Source organism: Sinobacterium norvegicum (genome assembly GCF_923077115.1).
GTDB classification, from domain to species: Bacteria; Pseudomonadota; Gammaproteobacteria; order Pseudomonadales; family Sinobacteriaceae; genus Sinobacterium; species Sinobacterium norvegicum.
Map to the genome: position 1 here is coordinate 191,092 of NZ_CAKLPX010000001.1, position 23,403 is coordinate 214,494.

Sequence of the window (23,403 nt, forward strand, 5' to 3'; positions counted from 1 at the left end):
TCCCCCGTATTTTATTTCAACAGTGGGCTGACCAGAGCAGGGTAGAGAAAGGCACGCAGTTGTTTTTCGGTTTTTAAAATACGACTAGGGTTGGTGACGAAGGAAACCACTACCCGGGTAACCCATTCGACCATCAGCGCCAGCGTGACACCGGGACGAAGTTGATTATTTACTTGGGCGTAGCGATAAAACGGCGTTAGCATTTGTTCGCCAAGCTCTTTGAAAGCATCTTGTGACAGCGTCAGCCGACTGGTTAGGGCGGCGGAGTGCTCGCCAAACAAGATCACTGACATCGCTCTTTTGGGAGTTTCTCTCAGAATCAGCAATACACCCTCGACAAAATACTCCTGCGCATTGGGCTGTTTTTTGATACGAGTTTGTAACAGTTGCTGCAACTCTTCTAAATCCTTGATCACGACTTGGGTGAGCACCTCGTCTCTGTTACTGAAGTGCCGATACAATGTCGCTCGGCCGACACCGGCAGACGTGGCAATGTCGTCCATGGTAGTCGATAGAATACCCTGTTGCTCGTAGCATGATAGTGCCGCACTCATTAATTTCTTTCGAGTTAGCTGGCTTCTGGTGCGCCGTTTATCGGTATTAATTGGTGTGCTAGTCACTGGTTTATCCCTCTGATTTAGCGTTATTCTATCAGTTCGGCTCGTCATTCTAAAATGGCGCTTTTTTGAGGCGGTGATGGTACAAATTAGTGCGTAAAAAATATGTAAATATGTGTAAATAATACTTAACAGTAGCGTTTTGTGTTGATAAGCTGATTAAGTATTTTGACTGTAAATATTCATTCAAGATTAGCTAAATTTGATGGATTAAAATTCTCTTAAGCTAGACCCAACGAGGTTGAAATGAAAATAATAAAACACGCGATTGCAACAGCTATCCTAGCCGTTACAGCCACCACGGCCATCGCCGAAGAAGAAAAGATTTTAAACGTATATAACTGGAGCGATTATATCGCCGAAGATACCCTGGCCAACTTTGAAAAAGAAACCGGCATTAAAGTTATCTACGATGTATTCGATAGTAACGATGTGCTTGAAGCGAAGTTAATGGCGGGTAAGACCGGTTATGACATCGTAGTTCCCTCATCAGTCTTTATGGCTCGCCAGATTCAAGCCGGCGTTTTTCAGCCGCTAGACAAATCAAAAATCCCTAATTACAAGAATCTCGATCCTGAAATGATGGCCCGTCTTGAGAAGATGGATGCGGGTAATGCTCACGGTATTCCCTACCTTTGGGGTACGACTGGCATCGGCTATAACGTCGATAAAGTCAGAGAGATTCTTGGCGAAGATGCACCGGTAGATAGCTGGGATCTGGTTTACAACGTTGAGAATATCTCTAAGCTGTCTGAGTGTGGTGTCGCCATGCTCAATGCCTGGGACGAGATTATCCCTACCACGTTAAACCACCTTGGTGAGGATCCAAACGACCACAGTATTGCCTTAACCCGTGGCCCAGTACTGGATAAGCTGCTTGAAATTCGCCCGTATATTACTTATTTCCACTCATCACAGTATATTAACGATTTGGCCAATGGTGACATTTGTCTAGCTGTTGGTTGGTCTGGTGATATCATTCAGGCTATTGACCGTGCTGCAGAAGCAGATAACGGCGTTGAAGTTGCCTACACCATACCTAAAGAAGGTGCTGGTCTTTGGTTCGATATGCTGACAGTGCCTAAGGATGCTGAGCACCCTGAAAACGCGCACAAATTCCTCAACTATCTGCTGCGCCCTGACGTGATGGCCGGTATCAGTAACTACGTTTGGTATCCAAATGCAGTGCCTGCTTCTAAGGCGATGATTGAAGAAGAGATCTTAAACGATACTTCAATTTATCCTGATGCTGAGACTGAGGCGAAGCTATTCCCTTTCCTTATCACACCGGATAAGTATGACCGTGCAGCGACCCGTGTATGGGCTCAGGTTCAAAGCGGTAAGTAAGTCTTGATGCAGTGCTTATAAAAAGGGCGAAAGCCCTTTTTTTTCGTCTGTAAAAAGTGAAGGTTAAGAACTGTTAATCCGTTCTACAATGATTGTTGGAGCTTGGTTGTTGAGCTATTATCATCGCCTGAAATTGGTTTTTAAATGATTAGGTTTATTATGTTTTCATCAGCGGTAAAGACGGCGATTGTTGCCTTGTCCCTCAGTTCTGCGGCCAGTGCATTGGCTCAGCAGCAGACGTTAAATATCTATAACTGGACCGATTATATCGGCCCCAAAACAATAGAAAAGTTCGAGGCGCAAACCGGTATTAAGGTAGTCTACGATGTCTTTGATTCCAATGACACATTGGAGGTCAAGCTACTGACCGGCCAGAGTGGTTATGATTTAGTGGTGCCGTCACACAACTTTATGGCACGGCAAATCGAGGCCGATTTGTTTCTGCCGCTCGATAAGAAGCAGTTAACTAATTATTCTCAGCTCGATCCGATTCTGATGGCACGATTAGACGCCGTCGACCCCGGTAATACCTACGGTGTGCCGTATCTTTGGGGAACCACGGGTATTGCGATTAATGAAGATATGGTCAAGGCAGCCCTCGGTGAGCACGCAGCGCTCGATAGTTGGTCGTTATTGTTTGATCCGGCGACTACTGGCAAGCTGTCGCACTGCGGTATTAACCTGCTGGATGCCTGGGATGAGGTAATTCCCTCAGCGCTCAGCTATGCTGGCGCCGATGTCACAACGCACAGTACTAAGGTGATGAAGAGTGAGGCCGTGCCAGTGCTCAACAAGATTCGTGGCGATATTAAAACGCTCCATAGCTCGAGTTATATTAATGGCTTAGTTGGTGGTGATGTCTGTGTCACCATGGCCTGGTCGGGCGACGCGCAGATGGCTAAAGATCGCTCTGCAGAGGCCGAAACAGGGATGAATATCAGCTATATCATTCCTAAAGAAGGTGCCGGACTGTGGTTTGATATGATGGTCATTCCCAAGGATGCGCCCAACCCGGAGGCCGCCCATCTGTTTCTTGATTACTTAATGCGCCCAGAGGTGATTGCCGAGGTGACCAACTATGTTGGCTACCCCAATGCGATACCGGCGAGTTTGCCGCTGCTCGATGCAGAGATCCGCGACAATAAGGGTGTCTACCCCAGCGAGCAGGTGATGAATAATCTTTTCATGTTCGAGGTTTATCCGCCGGCCGTTGATCGTTTTGGCTCTCGCTTATGGGGGCGATTCCGCGCTGGCCGTTAAAAGTCTTGCGAGAAAAGGATGATCATCAACAAAAAAGCCGACATTACAGTCGGCTTTTTTGTTGATGTCGTAGCCTTACAGGCGATCGCGCAAGGAGTAGTACAACATGCCGGCGACGAGCCCGGGGTAGCGCAGCAGGGTGCCACCGGGGAATTTTTTCATCGGTGCGTTGCTAAGCAGATCAAAACGCTCGGCGGTGCCGGTTAAGGCTTCTGCAATCAACTTGCCGGCAAAGGCCGCCAGTACCACGCCGTGGCCAGAGTAGCCTTGGGCATAGAAAACGTTCGGCGCCAGACGACCAAAGTCAGGCATTCGATTCATGGTAATGGCGAGGGTGCCGCCCCAGGCGTAATCGATGCCAACATTGTCGAGTTGAGGGTATATCTTCAGCATATAATCACGCACAAAACCCTTCAGGTTAGAGGGGAAGGCGTTACGGTAGTTTTCGCCGCCGCCAAATAGTAGGCGATGATCTGCCGTCATGCGCCAGTAATTGACCACAAAGCGAGTGTCGTAAACAGCGGCATTGTTTTTGATTAACTGCTCAGCACGTTCCTTGCCCAGTGGTTCCGTGGCCAAGACAAAGTTGTTAATTGGCATGATCGACGAACTCAGGCGCTTTTCAGTTTTGCCCAAATAACCATTACAGGCCAGTACCACGTATTTTGCCTTGACCTTACCCTCGGCAGTATTAATAGTTGTCGGTGTCTTGTCATCGTAACTGAGCACCTCAGAGTGCTCAAAGATGTGCGCGCCCGCATCAACGGCAGCCTTGGCCAGGCCGAGGACGAAATTAAGAGGGTGAAGATGCCCGCTGCGTTTATTGTAAAGACCGCCGTGGAATTGATCACTGGAAACCGTGTTGTTAACGGTGTCTTTATCCATATACTCGATAAAGTCAGCATCATAATCTTTGTGCAGTTTATCGAGGTAGTGGCGGTATTCACTGTCGTATGACGCTTTGTGGAAGCTATTAATAATGCCATCCTGCCAGTCACAGTCGATATTGTGCTGCTTTATTCTCGCCTTCATATCGTCGAGGGCGGCATAGTTCAAATCCCAGTGACGGTGTGCATCTTCAACGCCAACCAGTTGTTCTAATTCATCTACGCCGAGTCTCGGGTCGCCGCCAGCCTGACCACCATTGCGTCCAGTGGCGCCCCATCCGATATGGTATGACTCTAACAGTATTACCTTAAAGCCTTGTTCAGCCAGATTAAGTGCCGCACTAACACCGGTGAATCCGCCGCCGATAACACAGACATCACAATCGTGTTCTCCCTGTAGGCGTGGGTGTTCGGGGCGTGTGTTGGCACTGGCTAGATAATAGGATTCGGCAGCGTAATGATTTTGCATAAGAAGGTTTCCGCAGTTAAAACTGTTGTCAGCATTATGCGGTTATCATAGCTCGAGTGTTAATTATTTTAAACGATAATTGTGGTTTTTTTTACGCGTTCGTTGGTCACATCATTGGCAAAAAAATGACCCTACGATAATGGGGAGGGATCGTAGGGCCATAAGCTACCGCACATTGGAAATCAAAGAGGTCAGTGAATAGGAATCGTGGCGTTGGCAATGTCCTTTGGTGTATGTGTTGATAATGAATTCTGATCGAGTGTGCTAATCGTGGTCGCAAAATCTGCGCCACTGGCCAGGGCGACAAGGGCTCCGTGAAATAACAGCTTGGCTTGCTCGGGTTGTTGGTTAACGGTGAGAAAAATCGTCAGCGCCTGATGGTACTGTTGCGTTGCTCTATATTGGCTGCAGCTCGATAGCCCGTGGAGTAGCAGGGCAATCATTTTCGGGTGTTGATACATCTTAGCGAGCAAAATGGCGATGTTCTGGCTGTTGTTGTTCTCTAGCCCGCCGAAGTGGCTGAGGCTGTCGAGCTGTTTGGCCGCCTCCTCCAAGCATTGACTAAACCACTGTAGCAATAGTTCACTGATCAGCGCGTCACTGTTTTCAAAATAGTTGTAAGCGGTGGTGCGAGTGGTTTTTGCACGCTTAACAATGGCTTGAATATTCAGCTCATGGAGTGTGCCGGTATTCGCCAATTCAAAGGCGGCGTTCAATAGTGCTTGTCGGCGACGCATCTTGGTTGGGCTGAGTCTTTGTCTGTGTGACGATTGTTGCAGTGCCTGACTAACGAGGCTGCTATAGCTTGTGCGTGAAGAGCTGGATACATAATGGTTGTCTAACATGCCTAAAGTCTCGCTGTGCCGCTTTCTCTGAGGGGAAATTTCAGAGTAGCACAGCAATGTATTTTTGCTGTCAGCCTGTTATGTTTTCGCGCCCGGCTTTAATTAATCGGTGACGAATATTGTCTACCAACGCATCGGTAACAACACTGGTTTTTTCGTAGAGATCATCGACGGCCAGTGCTGGGGTGTTGTTTTCAGTGCGGGGAGCGGAGATTGTTTGGGTGATATCAGCAATCGGTTGGTGACAACTCGCAGGCATATCTAAGCTGCTATTTAGATCAATTAATTCTTTATTGATGGCCAAGCCTAATTTGATGACTTGCTGGGTTAGCTCGTCACTGGGTAGCTCGGCATCGGAAATTGTAGCGCTACAAAGCGCTCGAAATTGACCGATCTTTTCTACCAGTAGCGGTGCAGATCTTAGCAGGTGGTAAAGTCTGTTGTCGGCGGTGGTGCAATCGAGTTGGCTGTCTATGCTGACAAGGGGAATAGCTTCGAGCAAGGTTTTAATCAGCAGGCAGTGGCTGTTGATATTGTCGAGTGTTGTCAGCACTTGCCAGTGATTACTTAGGCTTTGCCAGTCGGCGGTAAATGCGTGCCAAACGGCGCTGTTGAAAAAACTAATGGCGCTGGAGAAATCCGCGTCAATACAGGCAATATTGTGATCGATGGCTTCACGGGTTTGCTGAATCTGACGTTGTAATGCCGGCTTGCCCGATTCTTCTCGGCTGCTGAGGCTACGGTGTTGCTGGATAAGCTGCATTGTATTCAGCAGTGCGGCGTTAGCTTGTAGGCCCTGTTGTTGGCGATATTGTTGTTGCTTGCCCTGATGGCGAGAGAAATAATACAACGCGGCAATGGTGGCGATAAACCCAGTGGACAGTAGCCACACAGTGGATAAGCTAAACATCGTATAAAACCTTTTTTATAGTTATTTTATCGATACGTCGTTTAATTTAGCTTATAACAAGCTTGCTTAGTGTTCTATAGTCAGTGAACGTAAATACCAAGTTTTTTCAATTGATTGAAAAATAACAAATATTAGGAATAGAAATGAAGGCGATTGTCTGTGAGGGTGCGGGTCAGGCCAATATTATGCGGTGGCGTGACGTCAATAAACTCGCTGAGCCTGGTGAAAACCAGGTGATAATTGCGGTCGCGGCGGCGGGGGTTAATCGTCCCGATGTCTTTCAGCGCATGGGGTTGTATCCGCCACCACTTGGCGAATCTGAGGTGTTGGGGCTTGAGATATCGGGACAGGTGGTGGCGGTTGGCCGTGGCGTTGAATGGCCTGCACTGGGCGATCAGGTCTGTGCACTGGTTGGCGGTGGCGGATATGCGCAATATTGCCTGGCGACAGCTGACCACTGTATGCCGATCCCTTCAGGTATTGGTGTTGAACATGCGGCTGCGCTGCCTGAGACGGTGCTGACGGTTTGGCATAATGTATTTCAGCGCGGCAATTTGCAGCCAGGTCAAACACTGCTTGTGCACGGTGGCTGTAGCGGCATTGGATTGGCAGCTATTCAGCTAGCGCTGGCCAAGGGGGCTAAGGTGATTACCACTGTTGGTGGTGATACCAAGCGACAGTTCTGTCAGCAGCTTGGCGCAGAGGCGATTGATTACCAGCGGACTGACTTTGTTGAGCGGGTGGGGGAGTTGACTCAGGGGCGAGGGGTCGATGTGGTTCTCGATATGGTTGGGGGTGATTATATTGAGCGTAATATACAGGCGGCCGCTTTCGACAGCACGATTGTCAGTATTGCTTTCCTTCGAGGCGCCTCGGTCACAGTTAATATGATGCCGATAATGCTAAAGCGTATTAACTTAACGGGTTCGACGCTACGTGCCAGAGATGGGCTGTTTAAGGCGGCGCTGTGCCGCGAAGTCGTTGCGCAGTGTTGGCCTATTATTGCTCGCGGCGATTTTAAAATTGTTGTCGACAGTGAGTTTGCCATGGCCGAGGCGGTACAGGCCCACGAAAGGATGGAATCGAATGGCCATATCGGAAAAATTGTTTTACTGACCTAGCGTAAACCCTGCGACGGCCGGGTTATTTACCGGCCTTAACATCCCGTACGATCATATAAAGCACACCGGCAATCACCACGGTGGTAGCGGCAATGACTAATAGTCCAGCAACAATGGTTTCATCAATATACATGGCTATCTCCTTATTTATAGTATGGTTATAGTAGCGCGATAATGCGTGTCGAATATTGATCTATATCATCCCTACACTTGCTGGGGTTATTCTCTAGCGGTATTCATCCCGTTGGTTAAAAAATTGGCTGAAAAAGACCTTGTTAGAGCACTTTTCCCCCGTCAGCCCTGTCTGCGGTCAGCGCATAAAAAATACTACATATAGTCAATCCGTAATATCGACCACTATATATAGTGGTTTAATGCCTAAGACAGTCGTTGACTCTGTGATCCAGTTGTGGTTTTTACGGTCTATTGAGAGTAGCCACTTACGGCTCAGCAAGCATGGTAGCGAGTCAGCCCATTTTAGTTGTTTTTAGTGCTTGCCGACGTCGAATAAATTTGCGAATATTTATTTCAGACACACAAGATGTAGTGGTCGAGAGCACGGATGCCCACCAGCAGGGCGATTTTGCTGATTTTCCCTCCACGAACCTATTTTATTTTACACAACGACTGTTGATTGAACGACAAGGACCTTTTCATGCCTGCCACCCTTAAATCTGTGCCGAATACTTCTGAAGAAATTACTCTCCAGGATGCTTCGCTTGATATTTGGAACACCAAGTATCGCCTCCGTGCAAAGAACGGTGAAGCTGTCGATACAGACATCGATGCAACGTATAGCCGTGTGGCTAGAGCCTTGTCTGATGTTGAGGACAAAAAAGTACGTAAAGAGTGGTATGAGAAGTTTCTTTGGGCATTAAGACAGGGTGTTATCCCCGCCGGCCGTATTATTTCAAATGCCGGAGCCAAGGAGCACAAGCCTGCTACCTCGACAATTAACTGTACGGTTTCAGGCACCATCAGTGATTCGATGGACGACATTCTCAACAAGGTGCATGAGGCGGGTTTAACGCTGAAGGCTGGTTGTGGTATTGGCTATGAGTTTTCTAGCCTGCGCCCCAAGGGTGCTTATGTTTCCGGTGCCGGTGCTTATACCTCAGGCCCGCTGTCCTTTATGGATATCTACGACAAGATGTGTTTTACCGTCTCGTCTGCCGGTGGCCGTCGCGGTGCACAAATGGCCACCTTTGATATCTGTCACCCCGATGTTGTCGAATTTATCCGTGCCAAGCGTGAAGATGGTCGCCTGCGTCAATTCAACCTGTCACTGCTGATTACCGAAGAATTCATGGAAGCGGTTAAAGCCAATGCTGACTGGCCACTTTCTTTCCCCGTAACCGAGAAAGAAGCCAAGCAAGATGGCTTGGAATTAAACGACAGCAGCCAGGTTATCTGGCGTGATTTCCCGGTCAAAGATACTTATATCACCGATGCAGAAGGTCGTACTGCCTGTAAGATATACAGCACGATTAAGGCCGAGAAACTGTGGAACGTCATCATGACGTCTACCTACGATTATGCCGAGCCTGGTTTTATTCTGATCGACAAGGTTAACGATCAAAACAACAATTGGTTCTGTGAAGACATTCGTGCGACCAACCCTTGTGGTGAACAGCCTTTACCGCCATACGGTGCCTGTTTGTTAGGCTCGGTTAATCTGACGCGATTTGTTCGTGAGCCTTTTACTGACAAGGCCTATTTTGATTGGAATGCCTACGCTGAAGTTGTTGCAGTCTTTACTCGAATGCTTGACAACGTGGTTGAGATCAATGGCTTGCCATTGCCGGAGCAGCGCGCAGAGATCGAGCGTAAGCGTCGCCATGGCATGGGTTTCCTCGGTCTTGGTTCAACCTTGACGATGCTGCAAATGAAATACGGTTCTTCCGATTCTGTTGCCTTTACTGAGGAGGTCAGCAAGCAGATGGCGTTGACCGGATGGCGTGCAGGTCTCGATCTTGCTCGTGAGAAGGGAGCGGCCCCAGTGATGACAGAAGAGTTTACCGTCACTGAAGAAATGCTACGCCACCGCCCAGAGATGCGCGCCGACGGCCACAAGGCTGGCGATGTGTTAAAGGGCCGTGAATTGCTGGCCAAGTACAGCCGTTATATGCAGAAAATTGCCGAGGCCGACCCTGAATTGATTGCGGCGTTAGCGACAGAGGGTAGCCGTTTCAGTCACCACTCATCGATAGCTCCAACCGGGACGATCTCTCTGTCGCTGGCCAACAATGCCAGTAATGGTATCGAGCCAAGCTTTGCTCATCACTACAGCCGTAACGTTATCCGCGAAGGCAAGAAGAGTAAGGAGAAAGTCGATGTTTTCTCCTACGAGCTGTTAGCGTATCGTGCCCTGATTAACAACGATGCGATGCCTTTCAGTACTGACGAGGCCACCAAGTTGCCGGAATACTTTATTGCCGCCGACGATGTTAAGCCAAGCGAGCATGTGGATATACAGGCGGCGGCGCAGAAATGGATCGATTCATCGATCTCCAAGACCGCCAACGTACCGACTGATTTCCCCTATGAGGACTTCAAAGATATTTACATGTATGCCTATGACCAGGGTCTCAAGGGCTGCACCACTTTCCGCTTCAACCCTGAGGCCTTCCAAGGGGTCTTGGTGAAAGAGGAAGACTTAGAAAATACGCTGTATAAATTCACCCTCGACGATGGCTCGACCATTGAAGTGAAGGGTAACGAAGAGATCGAATATGACGGTGAAACACACAGTGCTGCCAATTTATTCGACGCCTTAAAAGAAGGTTATTACGGTAAGTTCTAAATCAATTAATAAACGCCGCCGCAAATGTTAATATACGGCGGCGTATAGCAAGTATCAGTGAGGAAGGCCGCATGGCGACCAAGATTAGTAAGAAAATTGTTGGCTATAAAGTAGTTAACGCAGAAGAAGAGAAAGCCCGTACGGAGCAGGCGCAGGCTGTTGCAGAGCAGGAAGCGAAAGATCAGGCGATGGCCAATGTTGTTCACATGCATGAGAGCGTTGACCGCCCTGAGATGCTGCTGGGCTCTACCTACAAGATTAAGACGCCGCTTTCCGAGCATGCGCTATACATTACAATTAATGATATTGTGTTGAACCCCGGCACAGAGCACGAGATGCGCCGTCCTTTTGAGATGTTTATCAACTCTAAAAACATGGATCAATTTCAGTGGGTTGTGGCCTTGACGCGGGTTGTTTCTGCTGTTTTCCGTAAAGGTGGCGATGTTACCTTCCTGGCGGAAGAGTTGAAGGCGGTGTTCGATCCTCAGGGTGGTTATTTCAAGCGCGGCGGTAAGTTTATGCCGTCGTTGGTTGCCGAGATTGGTGAGGCTATCGAGTCGCATATGCGGATGATTGGTCTGATTAAGAATGACGGCCTTGATGAGACGCAAAAGAAGTTTATCGATGCCAAACGTGCTGAGTATGAAAGCGCTCAAAATCCGGGTAGTGCCGATGCAACCGAGGGTGATGCTGCCTTTCCATCCGCTGCGGTGATGTGCAATAAGTGCTCTAATAAAGCGGTTATCCGTATGGATGGGTGTAATACCTGCCTCAATTGCGGCGATTCTAAGTGCGGTTAATCACTGTTGTGTGTCACCGTAAACAAAGCCCGCTATGACGCGGGCTTTGTCTTGTATGGCTTCTGTGTTTAAGTCATTAAACCTATTATTAAGTGAGAACATTCGATGACAACAACTGTTAAATTCAAGCGTTTGGGTGATCATCTCCTGCCACTACCGAGTCGTGGTAATGAGTTTGCCGCCGGTATCGATCTGGCCTATGCCGGTGAAGATACTGTGATTGCTGCAGGGCAGAGAGCGCTGTTGAAATCGGGTTATGCGGTGATGCTCCCGGCTGGCCACTATGGTCGTGTCGCCCCGCGCTCCGGCTTGGCCTATAAACATGGCATTGACGTGATGGCCGGGGTGATCGATATCGATTATCGTGGTGAGGTTGGCATTATCTTGTTCAACAGCAGCGAGGTCGATTTCAGCGTTAATTTTGGTGATAAGATTGCCCAGCTAATCATCGAAAAAGCCGCCTATTTTGCCCCCGAGCTAGTCGATGAGTTACCCGAGACCGATCGCGGCGAGGGTGGTTACGGCAGCACGGGCAGCTCTGCGCTGTAAAACCTGGCAATGAATAAGATTGTGATCGCCGCTATCAGTCTCGTACTGTTAGCGGCGTTATTTTATGGGCTTAATAGGCCGACAACGCTGCAATTAGTCGTGGTCAATAATAGCCCCCGAGCCGTCGATAGCTTTGTCTTAACGGGTTCGGGTATTACCGCGGCTAATGGTCAGTCGGTGCCGGCGATACCGGCGGGTGGGGTGGTCGAACAACAAGTCGATTTACAACCCGTTGGGCGTCTACGCTTTGTCGCGAAGCAGGGCTTGAACCGTGCCAGCGGTATTCTGGTTAAGCGAGTCGAGCGCTGGCAGCTGTATCAGATAATCATTACCGTCGATGGCAATAATCGCTATCAGATCGAGCAGCAATAGCGATTATGGCGAGCTGGATTAGCTGTCTCGGCGCTTCAGGTAGACACCGGTTTCCATGTGATGGGTATAGGGAAACTGATCAAAAAAGGCCAGTTTAACCACCTCGTGTGTTTGATTAATAGTGGTGAGGTTTTCGGCCAGCGTATGCGGGTTGCATGAGACATAGAGTATGTTGTCGAAGCGCTGTACCAGCTTGACGGTTTCGCTGTCGAGGCCGGCGCGGGGTGGGTCGACTAAAACAGTCGAGAACTGGTAGCTGTCGAGATCGACACCTTTCAGCCGCCTAAACTCGCGCTCGCCGTTGAGCGCCTGGGTAAATTCCTCGCTCGACATGCGAATAATGGTCAAATTATCGATGTTGTTTTCGGCGATATTGTACTGTGCCGAGTGCACCGAGGTCTTGGAGATCTCGGTGGCCAGTACCTTATCAAACTGGCGAGACAGCGGCAGGGTAAAGTTGCCGTTGCCGCAATACAGTTCGACCAAATCGCCGCCATTATCTTTGCTGGCATCGACGGCCCAGTTAATCATACTGCAGTTCATCTTGGCATTGGGTTGGGTAAAGCCACCCTCTACCTGTTTGTAGCTGAACTCACCCAGGCTCAGCGGCAATTTTTCGATCACAAAATCGCGATCGAGGCAGATTTTCATCTTGCGGGCACGGCCAATAATATCGATGCCGAGGCGTTTTTTTAGTGCCGTTGCCTCGCTGATCCATTGGTCGTCGAGCTGGCGGTGGTAAATCAGAGTCACCAGCATATCGCCGGCCAAGGTCGACAGAAATTCAACCTGAAACAGTCGATGGCGCAGCGTGGTAGAGCTTTTAAGCTCCTCGATCAGCACCGGCATCAGTGTGTTAATGGCCTCGCCGGCGACGGGAAAGCTATCGACTCGAACCGGTTTTTTTGCCGCCGCAGGGTTAAACATCACGTAGTAAAGCTCATCGTCTTGGTGCCAGACTTTGAATTCGGTGCGCATACGGTAGTACTGCTTATCCGAGGCAAAGACTTCTGCCTCAGGCATGGCGACATCGTCGAAAAGGGCGCGGGTGGTGGCAACCTTGTCGTTGAGTAATTGATCGTATTGTTCGGGCTTAAACTGGCTGAGTGGCATAGCAAATAAACCAAGTGATGAGTGAACTGAAAAACGTCGCGATTATAACTGATATCGTGTGAGTGCAATATGTTAGAGTGAGATAAATTGTAGGTGACAGAATTTTAGGAGAAAAGTGTGAGTATTTTGGTGACCGGCGGAGCCGGCTATATAGGCAGTCATACCTGTGTCGAGTTGTTACAGTCGGGCTACGATGTGGTGGTAGTCGATAATTTAACCAACAGCTCAGCGGAGTCCTTGGCGCGGGTGAAAACGATTACCAATCAATCGCCAACTTTTTATCATGCCGATGTCCGCGATAAAGCCGCCTTAACGGCTATTTTCACCCGGCATGAGATTACCGCCGTGATTCACTTTGCTGGCCTAAAAGCCGTCGGCGAGTCGGTGGCACAGCCGCTGCGTTACTACCAAAACAATGTTGCCGGCACATTGGTATTGTGTGAAGTGATGGCTGAGCATGATGTTTTCGATCTGGTATTTAGCTCATCGGCGACAGTGTATGGTGACCCGGAAGTGCTGCCGATTACTGAAGATAGTCCGCTGTCCGCTACCAACCCTTATGGTCGTTCAAAACTGATTGTAGAGGAAATGCTAGGTGACTTACCGGTGGCTGATTCGCGCTGGAATACTGTGCTATTGCGCTATTTCAATCCGGTGGGAGCACACGAGAGCGGTCTTATTGGCGAGGATCCCAACGGTATCCCCAATAATCTGACGCCGTTTATTACCCAGGTCGCCATCGGCAAGCGGGATGCTCTGCAGGTATTTGGTGATGATTATGACACCGTCGATGGCACCGGTGTGCGCGATTATATTCACGTAGTCGACTTAGCCAAGGGGCATTTAAAGGCGGTGCAGAAGCTGGCTGAGAAGCCCGGTGCCGTTGCTTATAACCTCGGCACAGGCAAGGGCTATTCCGTATTAGAGGTCGTTGCCGCTTTTGAACAGGCCTCGGGCAAAGCCATTGCTTATACCATTGCCCCGCGTCGCCCTGGCGATATCGCCAGTTGCTATGCAGAGCCTGCCTTGGCCTTATCTGCTTTAGGTTGGAAGGCCGAGCTGGGTATTACCGAGATGGCGCGAGACGGCTGGCGTTGGCAAAGCCAAAACCCGGATGGTTACCGAGGCTAATATGTCGATCACAGGATGCCGATTAGCCATCCTGTTTGATGCGGTTGGGGTTGCGCTGCTGCCAATAGGTCTCGGCTAATCGATAGGCTTGCTGGTGATCGTCGGCCTTGCCCAGCTGGTGTAATACCAGTGCGATGGTTCCTAGGATGGCTTTCTCGCCATAGCTATCGTGCTCGCCATGCCAAACCGCGGCGAGTCTGTCGACATCGAGGCTTTCCAGCTTCGGCATACGCTCTTCGGTCAATCTGGGCCAGCTTTGTTCGCTCAATTGACTGTCATCCACGCTCAGCAAGGCGCAGCTGGCATCCGGCTTGCGCTCAAATTCACCCGCTTCCCCCTTGATTACCAGCGCGTGCTTTTGCCTCAGAATCTGTGCGGCGCGCTGATGGCTGGGGCCATAGGCGGGATGGAAGATGCTCTGCAGGCTGTAATCGGCCGCCAGTGGGTTGAGCAATCGGCTGAGGGTGTGTACCGGCGTTCTCAGCCCCATGACATTGCGTAGCTCGATAATGCGTTGCAGTGGCGGGCATAAAGTTTGTAGGGACATAAAAGCGAAGTTGTCGCTGTCAAGTTGGCTGCCAACCTGCTGCCAATCTGTGGCGGCATCGATGCCTAAATAGGCCAGCACATCCTCTGAGTAGATGCGGCCGGCAGTGTGGCCCTTGGCGCCATGCATAAAGACCCGTAAACCGCTGTCGGCGAGGCATAACGCGGCTAATAAATACCACGGTAGCTGACGGCGCTTGCCGGCATAGGATGACCAGTCGAGGTCGACAGCAATTGAGGTGGGTGCCTGTATGTGGTTGCGGGCGGCGGTGACAAAGCCAGCCAGCTCCTCAGGGCTCTCTTCATTAACGCGTAGCAAGGCCAGCATGGCGCCGAGTTGAAAGTCGGTTACCTGGCCATTAAAAACCATGGTCATGGCATCAACAGCCTCGTCATAGCTGAAGCTGCGAGATCCTTTCTTGCCCTTGCCAATCACTCGAATATATTGCGCGAAAGGGTGTTCGTCAGGACGGGCGACGAGATCGATTTTTCTTTTTTTATTCATGTGGTTGTGGCTCTGTGTTAAAGGCAGTTGTCGGGCTTTGGCAGGCCTGCAATCTTGCTGCCGAGCTTGGCAGGGCTCTGGGGGAAGAGCGTCAGTAAGTAGAGGCTGTTGCCCTTGTCATCGCCCAGTTCCTGTTTGATAAATTTGATCAGCGGGCGCATTGCCGGTGATAGCTGAAACGTTTGATAAAAGCGTCTCAGGCAGTAGATCACCTCCCAGTGGGCCTCGGTGAGTTCAACCCCTTCGCTGGCGGCAAGCTCCTTAGCAACCTGTTCAGACCAGTCGTCAAGATTGGCCAAAAAGCCGTGTTTATCGAGCGTTGTCATAGGGCTTAAAACCAACTGATGGAGCGGGGAGTATCACAGCTCAGGGTGACAAAGCCGGGGTAGTCGACGGTGTCGAAAGAGGGTGTAAGCCCCCGTGTTTGGCTGTCGTTGTCGAGTATCAGTACAGTGGCGTTGATGCTGGCCAGTGACTGCTGCCAGTCCCCTGTGTCGGCATAGACGCCATCCTCTATTAGTAGCAGAATGTCGTCGTCGGCGATGACATTGAGGCAGTTGCTCAAGCAGTCGCTTTGATAGGGTGATTTGCTGACGATGTGTAGGGTCATATTAAAAACTCAATACCGTGTCACTGTTGGCAATGATCTGTTGAATGGCGGCTCTATCCACCGGCTGTGCCTCGATATTCAACTGCTCAAGGCTGATGGCCCTGCTGCTGAGGGCGGAGTTATCGACATAAATCTCGTCGACATCATACAGTGGCAGCGCCTGCAGATTGGCCTCGATGGATTTCTGTGTGCTACGGTCGACGGTCTGCTGTTTTAACAGCTGCCAGACAGCCTCGCCGGTGAAATACAGCTGTACCTTTTGTTCAAACACGGCGGCAGCCAGGGCGGCATCAATGGCCTCCTTGGCCAGCGAACTGCCATAGGGAGAGTGGCTGAGTACAATCAATAGTTTGTTACTCATTTTAATCTCCGAAGGTGATGTGGCGGTCAGCTTTAATCGTCGCGTCGACCAGCTGGCCCAGGCCTGAAAGCGTGAATGATTCGGCGAGGTTGTTGCCAGGCTTGCTCCAGCGTTCGGCCTCATCTTGATCGAGTACGCCGCGTTTGAGGGCGGCGGCAACACAGACCACCAAATCTATATTGTGGTCGCGTGCCAGTGCCTGCCAGCGTAGATAAAGTGCAGGTTCATCCTGGGGTGGGGTGGTAAATAATGAGGCAGTTTGGACGCCGTCATGATAGAAGAACACGCGGTAGAGTTCATGCCCCTGCTCGGTGGCCGCCTCGGCAAACTGGATGGCGCTGATACTGGCTGCGCTGCTGTAGGGAGCTCCATAGATGGCGATGCTGAAGATCATAGAAAACCGTTGTTAATATTCAGGAATAAAAAATGGCGACCTAAGTCGCCATTATAACTGATTAATCAAGCCGCCGGGCCGATTAATCGTCGCTCATCACGCCCAGAATACTCAGCAGGTGAACAAAGATATTGAACACGTTGAGGTAGAGTGACAGCGTGGCACGGATATAGTTGGTCTCACCGCCGTTGATGATGCGGCTGGTATCAAACAAGATCAGGCCAGACATGATCAGAACAATGGCAGAAGAAACTGCCAAGCTCAGTGCTGGGATGCCGAGGAAGATATTGGCAATACTGGCAATAACGGCGATAACCAGGCCGACCATTAAGAAACCGCCCATGAACGAGAAGTCTTTGCGGGTGGTTAATACATAGCCGGACAGTGTGAAGAAAATCAGTGCTGTGCCGGCAAGCGCTTGAAACACAATCTGTGGGCCGTTGGCCATGGACAGGTAGTGGCTAAGCATTGGGCCAATAGAGGCGCCCATCAGGCCGGTAAAGATAAAAATCATGCCGATACCCTTGCCGCTGTCCGCTGTCTTGTTGACCACAAACAGCATGGCGAAGCCGCCGAGCATACAGCCGAAGGCAGCCATCTGGCCCATGCCAATAACAATGGCAACAAAGGCGGTAAAGGCGCTGAACAACAGGGTTAGGCCGAGTAGCATATAGGTGTTTTTAAGCACTTTATGAGTGGGAATAGTCGCCTGTTGTGTGGCGGTGCTATTCATATAAGGCGTATTAGCCATTGTCCTGTCTCCAATAATTGAGCAATTTAATCATTTCATCATACTGAGCCACAGTATGAAAGCAAGTGCCTGTCTATTAATACTGGTTAATCAATAGGCTAGCAAAATAAGTCATGTTAATGATTATGGGGGCAAGGGGGCTGTTTTTAAAGGGCTAAAATCCCAGGCATAAAAAAAGGCCGATCAGCTAAGCTAATCGACCTTTTAGAATAATGGCGGAGGAGTAGGGATTTGAACCCTAGAAGGGCTATTAACCCTTGCCGGTTTTCAAGACCGGTGCATTCGACCACTCTGCCACTCCTCCGCAGCAAGTAGGGGCGCATTATACGGACAGGGTAAAGGCTGGCAAGCCCTTTTCAGCAAAAAAACCTGTTTTTTACGTTTATTTTTCAAGTGATTAAAAAATAAACACCCGCAATGAGGATAATATTGAGCAATAAAAAAGGCCGATCTGCTAATGCGGATCGACCTTCTAGAATAATGGCGGAGGAGTAGGGATTTGAACCCTAGAAGGGCTATTAACCCTTGCCGGTTTTCAAGACCGGTGCATTCGACCACTCTGCCACTCCTCCGCAGCAAGTAGTGGCGCATTATACGTATCGATTGAATCAGTTCAAGCCCTTTTTATCGATCAAAGCAATTATTCTGCCGTATGTTTGCAGTGGCAAAATACGGTCGCTGAGGCAGACTGTCATTATGCCGGTTGTTGGCTACGCTGTTGCTGCTACAAGGAGTATTGGTTGAATAGAAGATAAACTTTGTTAATATTTTGTCAGCACTGTGGGCAAGTTTTGCCACAGTGATTTAAATCAATGTTTTTGGCGCTGTAATATGAAAAATGGCAGGCGGAAAACTAAAGGCGTGGTCTTTGGCTGTGATTAAAAGAAACGGGGAATAAAAAATGGCTGTAGCAGGTACTACAGAAGCAAACTTTATGCACTGGGGGAGTCGTTTGACGTTTATCCTTGCTGCGACAGGTTCGGCAGTGGGGTTGGGGAATATTTGGAAGTTCCCCTATATGGCGGGTGAGAATGGCGGCGGCGCCTTTGTCTTGATGTATTTGGCCTTTGTCGCTCTGCTGGGTGCGCCAATGTTGATGAACGAAACCATGATTGGTCGTGCCATGCGCAAAAGCCCCATCGGCGCACTGCAGTCCTTGACCGAACAATACAATATCTCTAAATACTGGCGCAGTATTGCCTGGATGGGCTCGCTGAGCGGCGTCTTGGTAATGGCGTTTTACAGTGTCATCGCCGGCTGGTCGCTGGATTATATTGTTAAAATGGCCACCGGTGTTTTTAATGGTGCCAATGCCGAGTTTGTCGGCAATCAATTCGGCGGCGAACTCTTGGCCAATCCGGGCAATATGCTGTTTTGGCATTTTCTGTTTACGGTGTTGACCGTCGCGATTGTCGCCGGTGGCGTGGTCAAGGGTTTGGAGCGTAGCCTGCGTTTTCTGATGCCTCTACTGTTCGTACTGTTGCTTATCATGGTGGCCTATTCATTGGCCACCGGTGATGTTGAGGCCGGTATGCGCTTCCTATTCACCTTTAGGCCGGAAGATATCACCTCTGCCAGCGTCTTGGCGGCACTGGGTCAGGCGGTCTTCACTCTGAGTTTGGGTTGTGTCTCGATGATGGTTTACGGCAGCTATATGGCGCCGGGGCAGGATCTTGGTAAAACAGCGGTGGCAGTGGCTGCGTTGGACACCATGGTTGCCATCTTAGCGGGTATTGCTATCTTCCCAATTGTATTTGCCAACGGCTTGGAGCCAGGTCAGGGACCCGGTTTGGTTTTTATCAGTTTGCCATTGGCCTTTGCCAATATGCCGGGTGGTCAGTTCCTTGGCACGCTGTTCTTTGTCTTGATTGCGGCGGCGGCGGTCAGTTCGTCGATCTCGTTGATCGAGCCGACGGTTGCGCGCTTGGTTGAGAGCACCAAGTTGGGTCGTGCCAAGGCCACGGCTGCGGTTGGCATGTTTACCTGGGTGCTCGGTATCGGCTGTGTGTTGTCGTTCAACGAGTGGTCGGGTTATACCGTTGCCGATAAGAATTTCTTCGATATATTGGATTATGCCACCGCCAACGTATTGATGCCGTTAGGTTGTATGATGATAGCGTTGTTGATCGGTTGGGGTCTGCCCAAGCACTTCGCCCGGGAGCAGTTATCCGAGATGTCTCCGACGATGTTTAGCCTCTGGCGTATGATGACGCGCTATGTTGTCCCAGTCGGCGTCGGTGCGATCTTCTTGTTCAACCTGTTCTAATTCGCCGAATACCCAGAGCGAAATAAAAAAGCCCAAGTTGTCATGACTCGGGCTTTTTTTATGCTCGTCCTAACGTCCTAACGTCCTAACGTCCTAACGTCCTAACGTCCTAACGTCCTAACGTCCTAACGTCCTAACGTCCTAACGTCCTAACGTCCCAACGTAATTGAGTGGTCGTAGCAAATACTGGTCATTAGTGTCTACGGTTGCGGTGATGTGATTTATTTTTTGACATAAAAAAAGGCTGCCTACTGGCAGCCTTTTTTATGATCAACCCGCATTGCTTTGGGTCGATGAGCGGTGGTTACGCTCTGTTGTTACGCGGGTCGTTCGAGGCGCGAGCCTTTGACTTGCTCGGTGCTTCGATCGCTTCAAGCGGTGCCAAGTCATCCTGGCCTGTGTAGGCAACGTTGGTTACCTCAAGCTTGGTGACTGGCTTTGACTTGGCGCGGGGGTCGTTGGACGCTCGTGCTGGTGCTGCTTTAGTCTTGGGCGCTTCGACAGCGACTTCGGCTTTAGGTGCTTCGACGGCAGCTTCGGCCTTAGGTGCTTCGACGGCAGCTTCGGCCTTAGGTGCTTCGACGGCAGCTTCGGCCTTAGGTGCTTCGACAGCGACTTCGGCTTTAGGTGCTTCGACAGCGACTTCTGCCTTAGGTGCTTCGACAGCGACTTCTGCCTTAGGTGCTTCGACAGCGACTTCTGCCTTAGGTGCTTCGACAGCGACTTCGGCCTTAGGTGCTTCGACGGCGGCTTCGGCTTTAGGTGCTTCGACGGCGGCTTCGGCCTTAGGTGCTTCGACGGCGGCTTCGGCTTTAGGTGCTTCGACAGCAGCTTGAGCCTTGGGTGCTTCGACGGCGGCTTCAGCCTTGGGTGCAGCGGTAGGCGCTGGTGCAACAACGGCAGGTTGTTGCTTGTCAGTAGAGACGTTCTCTTCTTGTTTGCGGTTCTCTTCGCTCATGCGTTGGCCGCGACGGCGTTGCTGAGGCGAGCGATTGCGCTTATTAGACGGGCGACGTTGAGGGCGGCTACCTTCGTTGTTGCTGTCTTCAGACTCGTTTTGACGGGTGTCAGTGTTTTCAGTTTTAGGCTGTTGCTGGCGGTTGTCGTTCTTGTCGTTACGGTTGCGGTTACGCTGTGGTGCGTCGTCGCGGTTGCGCTGCTGATTTGCTGGACGCTCACGCTTGTCAGCATCTCTGCGGCTGTCGTTGCGATTGCGGTTGTCGCTGCGCCCATCATTGCGGCTGCGGTCTTCGCTACGGCTGTCGCTGCGTCCGTCATTACGGCTACGGCCTTCGCTGCGTTTATCGTTGCGCCCGTCACTGCGGTTATCACTGTTACGATTGCGGTCGTTGCTGCGATTACGGTTGCGGTTACGGTCGTTGTTACGATTTTGACCGTTATTGTTGCTGCGACGATTATTGGTCTGAGGCTTTTTCGGTTCCTCTTTCTTTTCTTCTTCGGCGCTAAACAGTGATGAAATAGCGCTGCCGAGACGGGCAAACAAGCCTGGAGCTGCTGGTGCGGCTTTTTCTTTAGCCTTGGCTGGCGCTGCCTTGGGTGCTTCTTCGTTGGCGGCTTGGGCGACAGGGGTAACTGTCTGCACGGCGGCAACCTGCTGAGTGGGGACGACAGTGCTTGGCTTGTAGTCCTGTACTTCTTCGGCTTCGAGGCTGATTGAGTAGCTCAGTTCCTGCACGCTGGCGAGACTGTTATCGTCTCTGAGGCGCTGTACATCATAGTGCGGTGTGCGCATATCGGGGTTGCCGATAACCAGTACGCGGGTGTTGTTATTGACTTCGATATCGTGAATTAGGCCACGCTTCTCGTTAAGTAAATAAGTAGCCACTTTCAGGGGAACGATGGCGCGGATCTCTGCGCTACGCTCTTTGTTAGCCTCTTCCGCCAGTAGGCGCAAGATGGAGAGTGCCAATGATTTGGTGTCGCGAATAGTGCCCTGGCCATTACAGCGAGGACAGACTTTGGCGCTGGTTTCGCCAAGTGATGGGCGCAGGCGCTGACGAGACATTTCCAGCAGGCCGAAGCGGGAGATACGGCCTACTTGGATGCGAGCACGGTCCATGGCGAGTGCATCTTTGACGCGGTTTTCAACTTCGCGTTGGTTACGCTGGCTCGACATATCGATAAAGTCGATGACGATTAAGCCGCCGATGTCACGCAGTCTTAGTTGGCGAGCAATTTCATCTGCTGCCTCAAGGTTGGTTTGTAGTGCTGTTTCTTCGATATCGCTGCCGCGGGTCGCTTTGGCAGAGTTGATATCAATAGATACCAAGGCTTCTGTTGGATCGATAACAATAGAGCCGCCAGAGGGTAGGCTGACCTCGCGTTCAAAAGCAGTTTCGATCTGGCTTTCGATCTGGTAGCGATTAAACAGCGGTACCGGGTCGATGTATTGCTTGATGCGGCTCTGATACTGAGGCATAACCTGAGAGACAAAGTCGAGGGCTTCTTTGTGCGCCTCGGGGCTGTCGAGCATAACTTCGCCGATGTCTTCGCGTAAATAGTCGCGAACAGCACGGATAATGACATTACTTTCTTGGAGTAGCAGTGTCGGTGCTGGATTTTTCTGTGCGGCGGTAGTGACTGATTTCCAAAGGTTGAGTAGGTAGTTGAAATCCCACTGTAGGTCTTCGGCTTCACGGCCCACGCCGGCGGTGCGAACGATGACGCCCATGCCCTTTGGCATGTCGATAGAGTTCAATGCTTCACGTAATTGAGAGCGCTCATCACCTTCGATGCGGCGAGAAATACCGCCGGCTCTTGGGTTGTTTGGCATCAGTACCAGATAGCGGCCGGCGAGGGAGATAAAGGTGGTAAGGGCGGCGCCTTTGTTACCGCGTTCTTCCTTATCGACTTGTACAATAACCTCGGTGCCTTCTTTGACCACATCTTTGATGCGTGGACGGCCGCTTTCAGACTTCTTGTAGAAGTATTCGCGCGATATTTCTTTCAGCGGCAAAAAGCCGTGGCGTTCGGCGCCGAAGTCGACAAAGGCTGCTTCTAGGCTGGGTTCTACGCGGGTAATTTTACCCTTGTAGACGTTGGATTTCTTTTGGACGCGAGTGCGATTCTCGATGTCTAGGTCGTAAAGGCGTTGGCCGTTAACCATTGCTACGCGCAGCTCTTCGGGTTGAGTTGCGTTAATAAGCATTCTTTTCATGTGTGCCACTTTCGTTTAGGCATGCACGGAATGAAGACGGCTTGATAGCAGGTGTTGATCAGAGTCTGCAGCTGTAAATATACAGTGAATTCAGCAGCTTAATGGTTGTGATCTAAGCGCTTAGTGCAATGTTTGAGCTCAATAGGTGAACGCTAATTCAGCGTATCATCGCTTTGTTTCACCGTCTCAATATTTAAATACTTATCTATAGGTCTTATGCGTTGGCAGCCTAATTGTTGCAGTCTCGAAAGGCTGCGCAGTATTTACTCTAATTTTGCCTTTTAGCAAGCGGGCTTAAACCATACTTTGCTGTTAGTGCATATATTCCCTCGAGCTAATCGCCTTACCCAAAATGCGGGTTGAATCATCGATGGCTCAAACAGGGAATCTGTAATAAATCGTTTTTGCTTCAGCTGCGCCTCGTGCTTCTGGCCAATAATCGGTTCCAGGCCGGGCTCGCAGTAGTAGCGGAATATTGTTCGGCTACCACAGATTGTCTATTGTTTCTGCTTGAAGACCGGCTGATTATAACAGCAATCATATTTCCCTTCAATTGCTTATGGTCGTG

General features: G+C 50.3%; 21 protein-coding genes and 2 tRNA genes. 9 read left to right on the forward strand and 14 right to left on the reverse strand.

The window, feature by feature from the left end; translation table 11 throughout:
* Positions 1–11: 11 nt before the first annotated feature.
* Positions 12–554: a TetR/AcrR family transcriptional regulator gene (locus tag L9P87_RS00860; RefSeq protein ID WP_237442786.1), complete on the reverse strand. Its 543-nt coding sequence runs from the start codon at positions 552–554 to the stop codon at positions 12–14.
* Between the two features lie 309 nt (positions 555–863).
* On the opposite strand from L9P87_RS00860, the gene L9P87_RS00865 reads away from it, so the two are divergent.
* Complete coding sequence (locus L9P87_RS00865) at positions 864–1,964, forward strand: extracellular solute-binding protein (RefSeq protein ID WP_237442787.1); 1,101 nt, start codon at positions 864–866, stop codon at positions 1,962–1,964.
* A 144-nt stretch (positions 1,965–2,108) separates the two neighbouring features.
* On the forward strand, positions 2,109–3,224 hold the full coding sequence (locus tag L9P87_RS00870) for a polyamine ABC transporter substrate-binding protein (protein ID WP_237442788.1): 1,116 nt from the start codon (positions 2,109–2,111) through the stop codon (positions 3,222–3,224).
* Positions 3,225–3,299: 75 nt separating this feature from the next.
* Here the strand turns inward: L9P87_RS00870 and L9P87_RS00875 are convergent, their stop codons facing one another.
* The 3 genes from L9P87_RS00875 to L9P87_RS00885 all read right to left on the reverse strand — a co-directional run bounded on the left by L9P87_RS00875 (position 3,300) and on the right by L9P87_RS00885 (position 6,335).
* Entirely contained in the window at positions 3,300–4,580 is a 1,281-nt protein-coding gene (locus L9P87_RS00875; RefSeq protein ID WP_237442789.1) for an NAD(P)/FAD-dependent oxidoreductase, read from the reverse strand.
* Between the two features lie 191 nt (positions 4,581–4,771).
* The gene (locus tag L9P87_RS00880) at positions 4,772–5,425 is read right to left on the reverse strand and encodes a TetR/AcrR family transcriptional regulator (protein ID WP_237442790.1); all 654 of its coding nucleotides are present in this window, start codon (positions 5,423–5,425) and stop codon (positions 4,772–4,774) included.
* Positions 5,426–5,495: 70 nt separating this feature from the next.
* A complete protein-coding gene (locus L9P87_RS00885) occupies positions 5,496–6,335 on the reverse strand; it encodes a hypothetical protein (protein WP_237442791.1) in 840 nt (279 codons plus the stop codon).
* 143 nt (positions 6,336–6,478) lie between these two features.
* Between L9P87_RS00885 and L9P87_RS00890 the strand changes: the two genes are divergently transcribed.
* The 5 genes from L9P87_RS00890 to L9P87_RS00910 all read left to right on the forward strand — a co-directional run bounded on the left by L9P87_RS00890 (position 6,479) and on the right by L9P87_RS00910 (position 11,980).
* Positions 6,479–7,456, forward strand: coding sequence for an NAD(P)H-quinone oxidoreductase (locus tag L9P87_RS00890; protein ID WP_237442792.1), 978 nt, complete (start codon positions 6,479–6,481; stop codon positions 7,454–7,456).
* A 655-nt stretch (positions 7,457–8,111) separates the two neighbouring features.
* Entirely contained in the window at positions 8,112–10,259 is a 2,148-nt protein-coding gene (locus tag L9P87_RS00895; protein ID WP_237442793.1) for an adenosylcobalamin-dependent ribonucleoside-diphosphate reductase, read from the forward strand.
* 71 nt (positions 10,260–10,330) lie between these two features.
* Complete coding sequence (locus L9P87_RS00900; RefSeq protein ID WP_237442794.1) at positions 10,331–11,059, forward strand: TSCPD domain-containing protein; 729 nt, start codon at positions 10,331–10,333, stop codon at positions 11,057–11,059.
* Positions 11,060–11,164: 105 nt separating this feature from the next.
* Positions 11,165–11,608, forward strand: a complete 444-nt coding sequence (gene dut / locus L9P87_RS00905; protein ID WP_237442795.1) for a dUTP diphosphatase — start codon at positions 11,165–11,167, stop codon at positions 11,606–11,608.
* A 9-nt stretch (positions 11,609–11,617) separates the two neighbouring features.
* Positions 11,618–11,980: a hypothetical protein gene (locus tag L9P87_RS00910; protein WP_237442796.1), complete on the forward strand. Its 363-nt coding sequence runs from the start codon at positions 11,618–11,620 to the stop codon at positions 11,978–11,980.
* Between the two features lie 18 nt (positions 11,981–11,998).
* Here L9P87_RS00910 and trmA read toward each other — a convergent pair whose 3' ends face one another.
* On the reverse strand, positions 11,999–13,093 hold the full coding sequence (gene trmA / locus L9P87_RS00915; protein ID WP_237442797.1) for a tRNA (uridine(54)-C5)-methyltransferase TrmA: 1,095 nt from the start codon (positions 13,091–13,093) through the stop codon (positions 11,999–12,001).
* A 117-nt stretch (positions 13,094–13,210) separates the two neighbouring features.
* Between trmA and galE the strand changes: the two genes are divergently transcribed.
* A complete protein-coding gene (gene galE / locus L9P87_RS00920) occupies positions 13,211–14,224 on the forward strand; it encodes a UDP-glucose 4-epimerase GalE (RefSeq protein ID WP_237442798.1) in 1,014 nt (337 codons plus the stop codon).
* 22 nt (positions 14,225–14,246) lie between these two features.
* Here the strand turns inward: galE and L9P87_RS00925 are convergent, their stop codons facing one another.
* From L9P87_RS00925 to L9P87_RS00960, 8 genes are all read right to left on the reverse strand, one after another.
* Positions 14,247–15,275, reverse strand: a complete 1,029-nt coding sequence (locus L9P87_RS00925) for a glycosyl transferase family protein (RefSeq protein WP_237442799.1) — start codon at positions 15,273–15,275, stop codon at positions 14,247–14,249.
* A gap of 17 nt (positions 15,276–15,292) precedes the next feature.
* Positions 15,293–15,601, reverse strand: coding sequence for a TusE/DsrC/DsvC family sulfur relay protein (locus L9P87_RS00930; protein ID WP_237442800.1), 309 nt, complete (start codon positions 15,599–15,601; stop codon positions 15,293–15,295).
* Between the two features lie 5 nt (positions 15,602–15,606).
* Entirely contained in the window at positions 15,607–15,885 is a 279-nt protein-coding gene (tusB, locus tag L9P87_RS00935) for a sulfurtransferase complex subunit TusB (protein WP_237442801.1), read from the reverse strand.
* A gap of 1 nt (position 15,886) precedes the next feature.
* The gene (gene tusC / locus L9P87_RS00940) at positions 15,887–16,246 is read right to left on the reverse strand and encodes a sulfurtransferase complex subunit TusC (protein WP_237442802.1); all 360 of its coding nucleotides are present in this window, start codon (positions 16,244–16,246) and stop codon (positions 15,887–15,889) included.
* A gap of 1 nt (position 16,247) precedes the next feature.
* Entirely contained in the window at positions 16,248–16,640 is a 393-nt protein-coding gene (gene tusD / locus L9P87_RS00945) for a sulfurtransferase complex subunit TusD (RefSeq protein WP_237442803.1), read from the reverse strand.
* An 82-nt stretch (positions 16,641–16,722) separates the two neighbouring features.
* On the reverse strand, positions 16,723–17,391 hold the full coding sequence (locus L9P87_RS00950; protein ID WP_237442804.1) for a Bax inhibitor-1/YccA family protein: 669 nt from the start codon (positions 17,389–17,391) through the stop codon (positions 16,723–16,725).
* 213 nt (positions 17,392–17,604) lie between these two features.
* Positions 17,605–17,695, reverse strand: a tRNA-Ser gene (locus L9P87_RS00955).
* A 177-nt stretch (positions 17,696–17,872) separates the two neighbouring features.
* A tRNA-Ser gene (locus L9P87_RS00960) sits at positions 17,873–17,963 on the reverse strand.
* Between the two features lie 329 nt (positions 17,964–18,292).
* Between L9P87_RS00960 and L9P87_RS00965 the strand changes: the two genes are divergently transcribed.
* On the forward strand, positions 18,293–19,657 hold the full coding sequence (locus tag L9P87_RS00965) for a sodium-dependent transporter (protein ID WP_237442805.1): 1,365 nt from the start codon (positions 18,293–18,295) through the stop codon (positions 19,655–19,657).
* Between the two features lie 304 nt (positions 19,658–19,961).
* On the opposite strand, the gene rne is transcribed toward L9P87_RS00965, so the two are convergent.
* Complete coding sequence (rne, locus tag L9P87_RS00970) at positions 19,962–22,835, reverse strand: ribonuclease E (RefSeq protein ID WP_237442806.1); 2,874 nt, start codon at positions 22,833–22,835, stop codon at positions 19,962–19,964.
* Positions 22,836–23,403: the final 568 nt, after the last annotated feature.

Bases quoted from the DNA above. Each gene is read 5' to 3' on its own strand.
- L9P87_RS00910 (WP_237442796.1), top strand. From the start codon at position 11,618: ATGAATAAGATTGTGATCGCCGCTATCAGTCTCGTACTGTTAGCGGCG.
- dut (WP_237442795.1), top strand. From the start codon at position 11,165: ATGACAACAACTGTTAAATTCAAGCGTTTGGGTGATCATCTCCTGCCA.
- L9P87_RS00890 (WP_237442792.1), top strand. From the start codon at position 6,479: ATGAAGGCGATTGTCTGTGAGGGTGCGGGTCAGGCCAATATTATGCGG.
- L9P87_RS00895 (WP_237442793.1), top strand. From the start codon at position 8,112: ATGCCTGCCACCCTTAAATCTGTGCCGAATACTTCTGAAGAAATTACT.
- L9P87_RS00885 (WP_237442791.1), bottom strand. From the start codon at position 6,335: ATGTTTAGCTTATCCACTGTGTGGCTACTGTCCACTGGGTTTATCGCC.
- L9P87_RS00950 (WP_237442804.1), bottom strand. From the start codon at position 17,391: ATGGCTAATACGCCTTATATGAATAGCACCGCCACACAACAGGCGACT.
- L9P87_RS00900 (WP_237442794.1), top strand. From the start codon at position 10,331: ATGGCGACCAAGATTAGTAAGAAAATTGTTGGCTATAAAGTAGTTAAC.
- L9P87_RS00965 (WP_237442805.1), top strand. From the start codon at position 18,293: ATGGCTGTAGCAGGTACTACAGAAGCAAACTTTATGCACTGGGGGAGT.
- L9P87_RS00865 (WP_237442787.1), top strand. From the start codon at position 864: ATGAAAATAATAAAACACGCGATTGCAACAGCTATCCTAGCCGTTACA.
- L9P87_RS00870 (WP_237442788.1), top strand. From the start codon at position 2,109: ATGATTAGGTTTATTATGTTTTCATCAGCGGTAAAGACGGCGATTGTT.
- L9P87_RS00925 (WP_237442799.1), bottom strand. From the start codon at position 15,275: ATGAATAAAAAAAGAAAAATCGATCTCGTCGCCCGTCCTGACGAACAC.
- L9P87_RS00875 (WP_237442789.1), bottom strand. From the start codon at position 4,580: ATGCAAAATCATTACGCTGCCGAATCCTATTATCTAGCCAGTGCCAAC.
- tusD (WP_237442803.1), bottom strand. From the start codon at position 16,640: ATGATCTTCAGCATCGCCATCTATGGAGCTCCCTACAGCAGCGCAGCC.
- L9P87_RS00860 (WP_237442786.1), bottom strand. From the start codon at position 554: ATGAGTGCGGCACTATCATGCTACGAGCAACAGGGTATTCTATCGACT.
- L9P87_RS00930 (WP_237442800.1), bottom strand. From the start codon at position 15,601: ATGACAACGCTCGATAAACACGGCTTTTTGGCCAATCTTGACGACTGG.
- trmA (WP_237442797.1), bottom strand. From the start codon at position 13,093: ATGCCACTCAGCCAGTTTAAGCCCGAACAATACGATCAATTACTCAAC.
- rne (WP_237442806.1), bottom strand. From the start codon at position 22,835: ATGAAAAGAATGCTTATTAACGCAACTCAACCCGAAGAGCTGCGCGTA.
- tusC (WP_237442802.1), bottom strand. From the start codon at position 16,246: ATGAGTAACAAACTATTGATTGTACTCAGCCACTCTCCCTATGGCAGT.
- tusB (WP_237442801.1), bottom strand. From the start codon at position 15,885: ATGACCCTACACATCGTCAGCAAATCACCCTATCAAAGCGACTGCTTG.
- L9P87_RS00880 (WP_237442790.1), bottom strand. From the start codon at position 5,425: ATGTTAGACAACCATTATGTATCCAGCTCTTCACGCACAAGCTATAGC.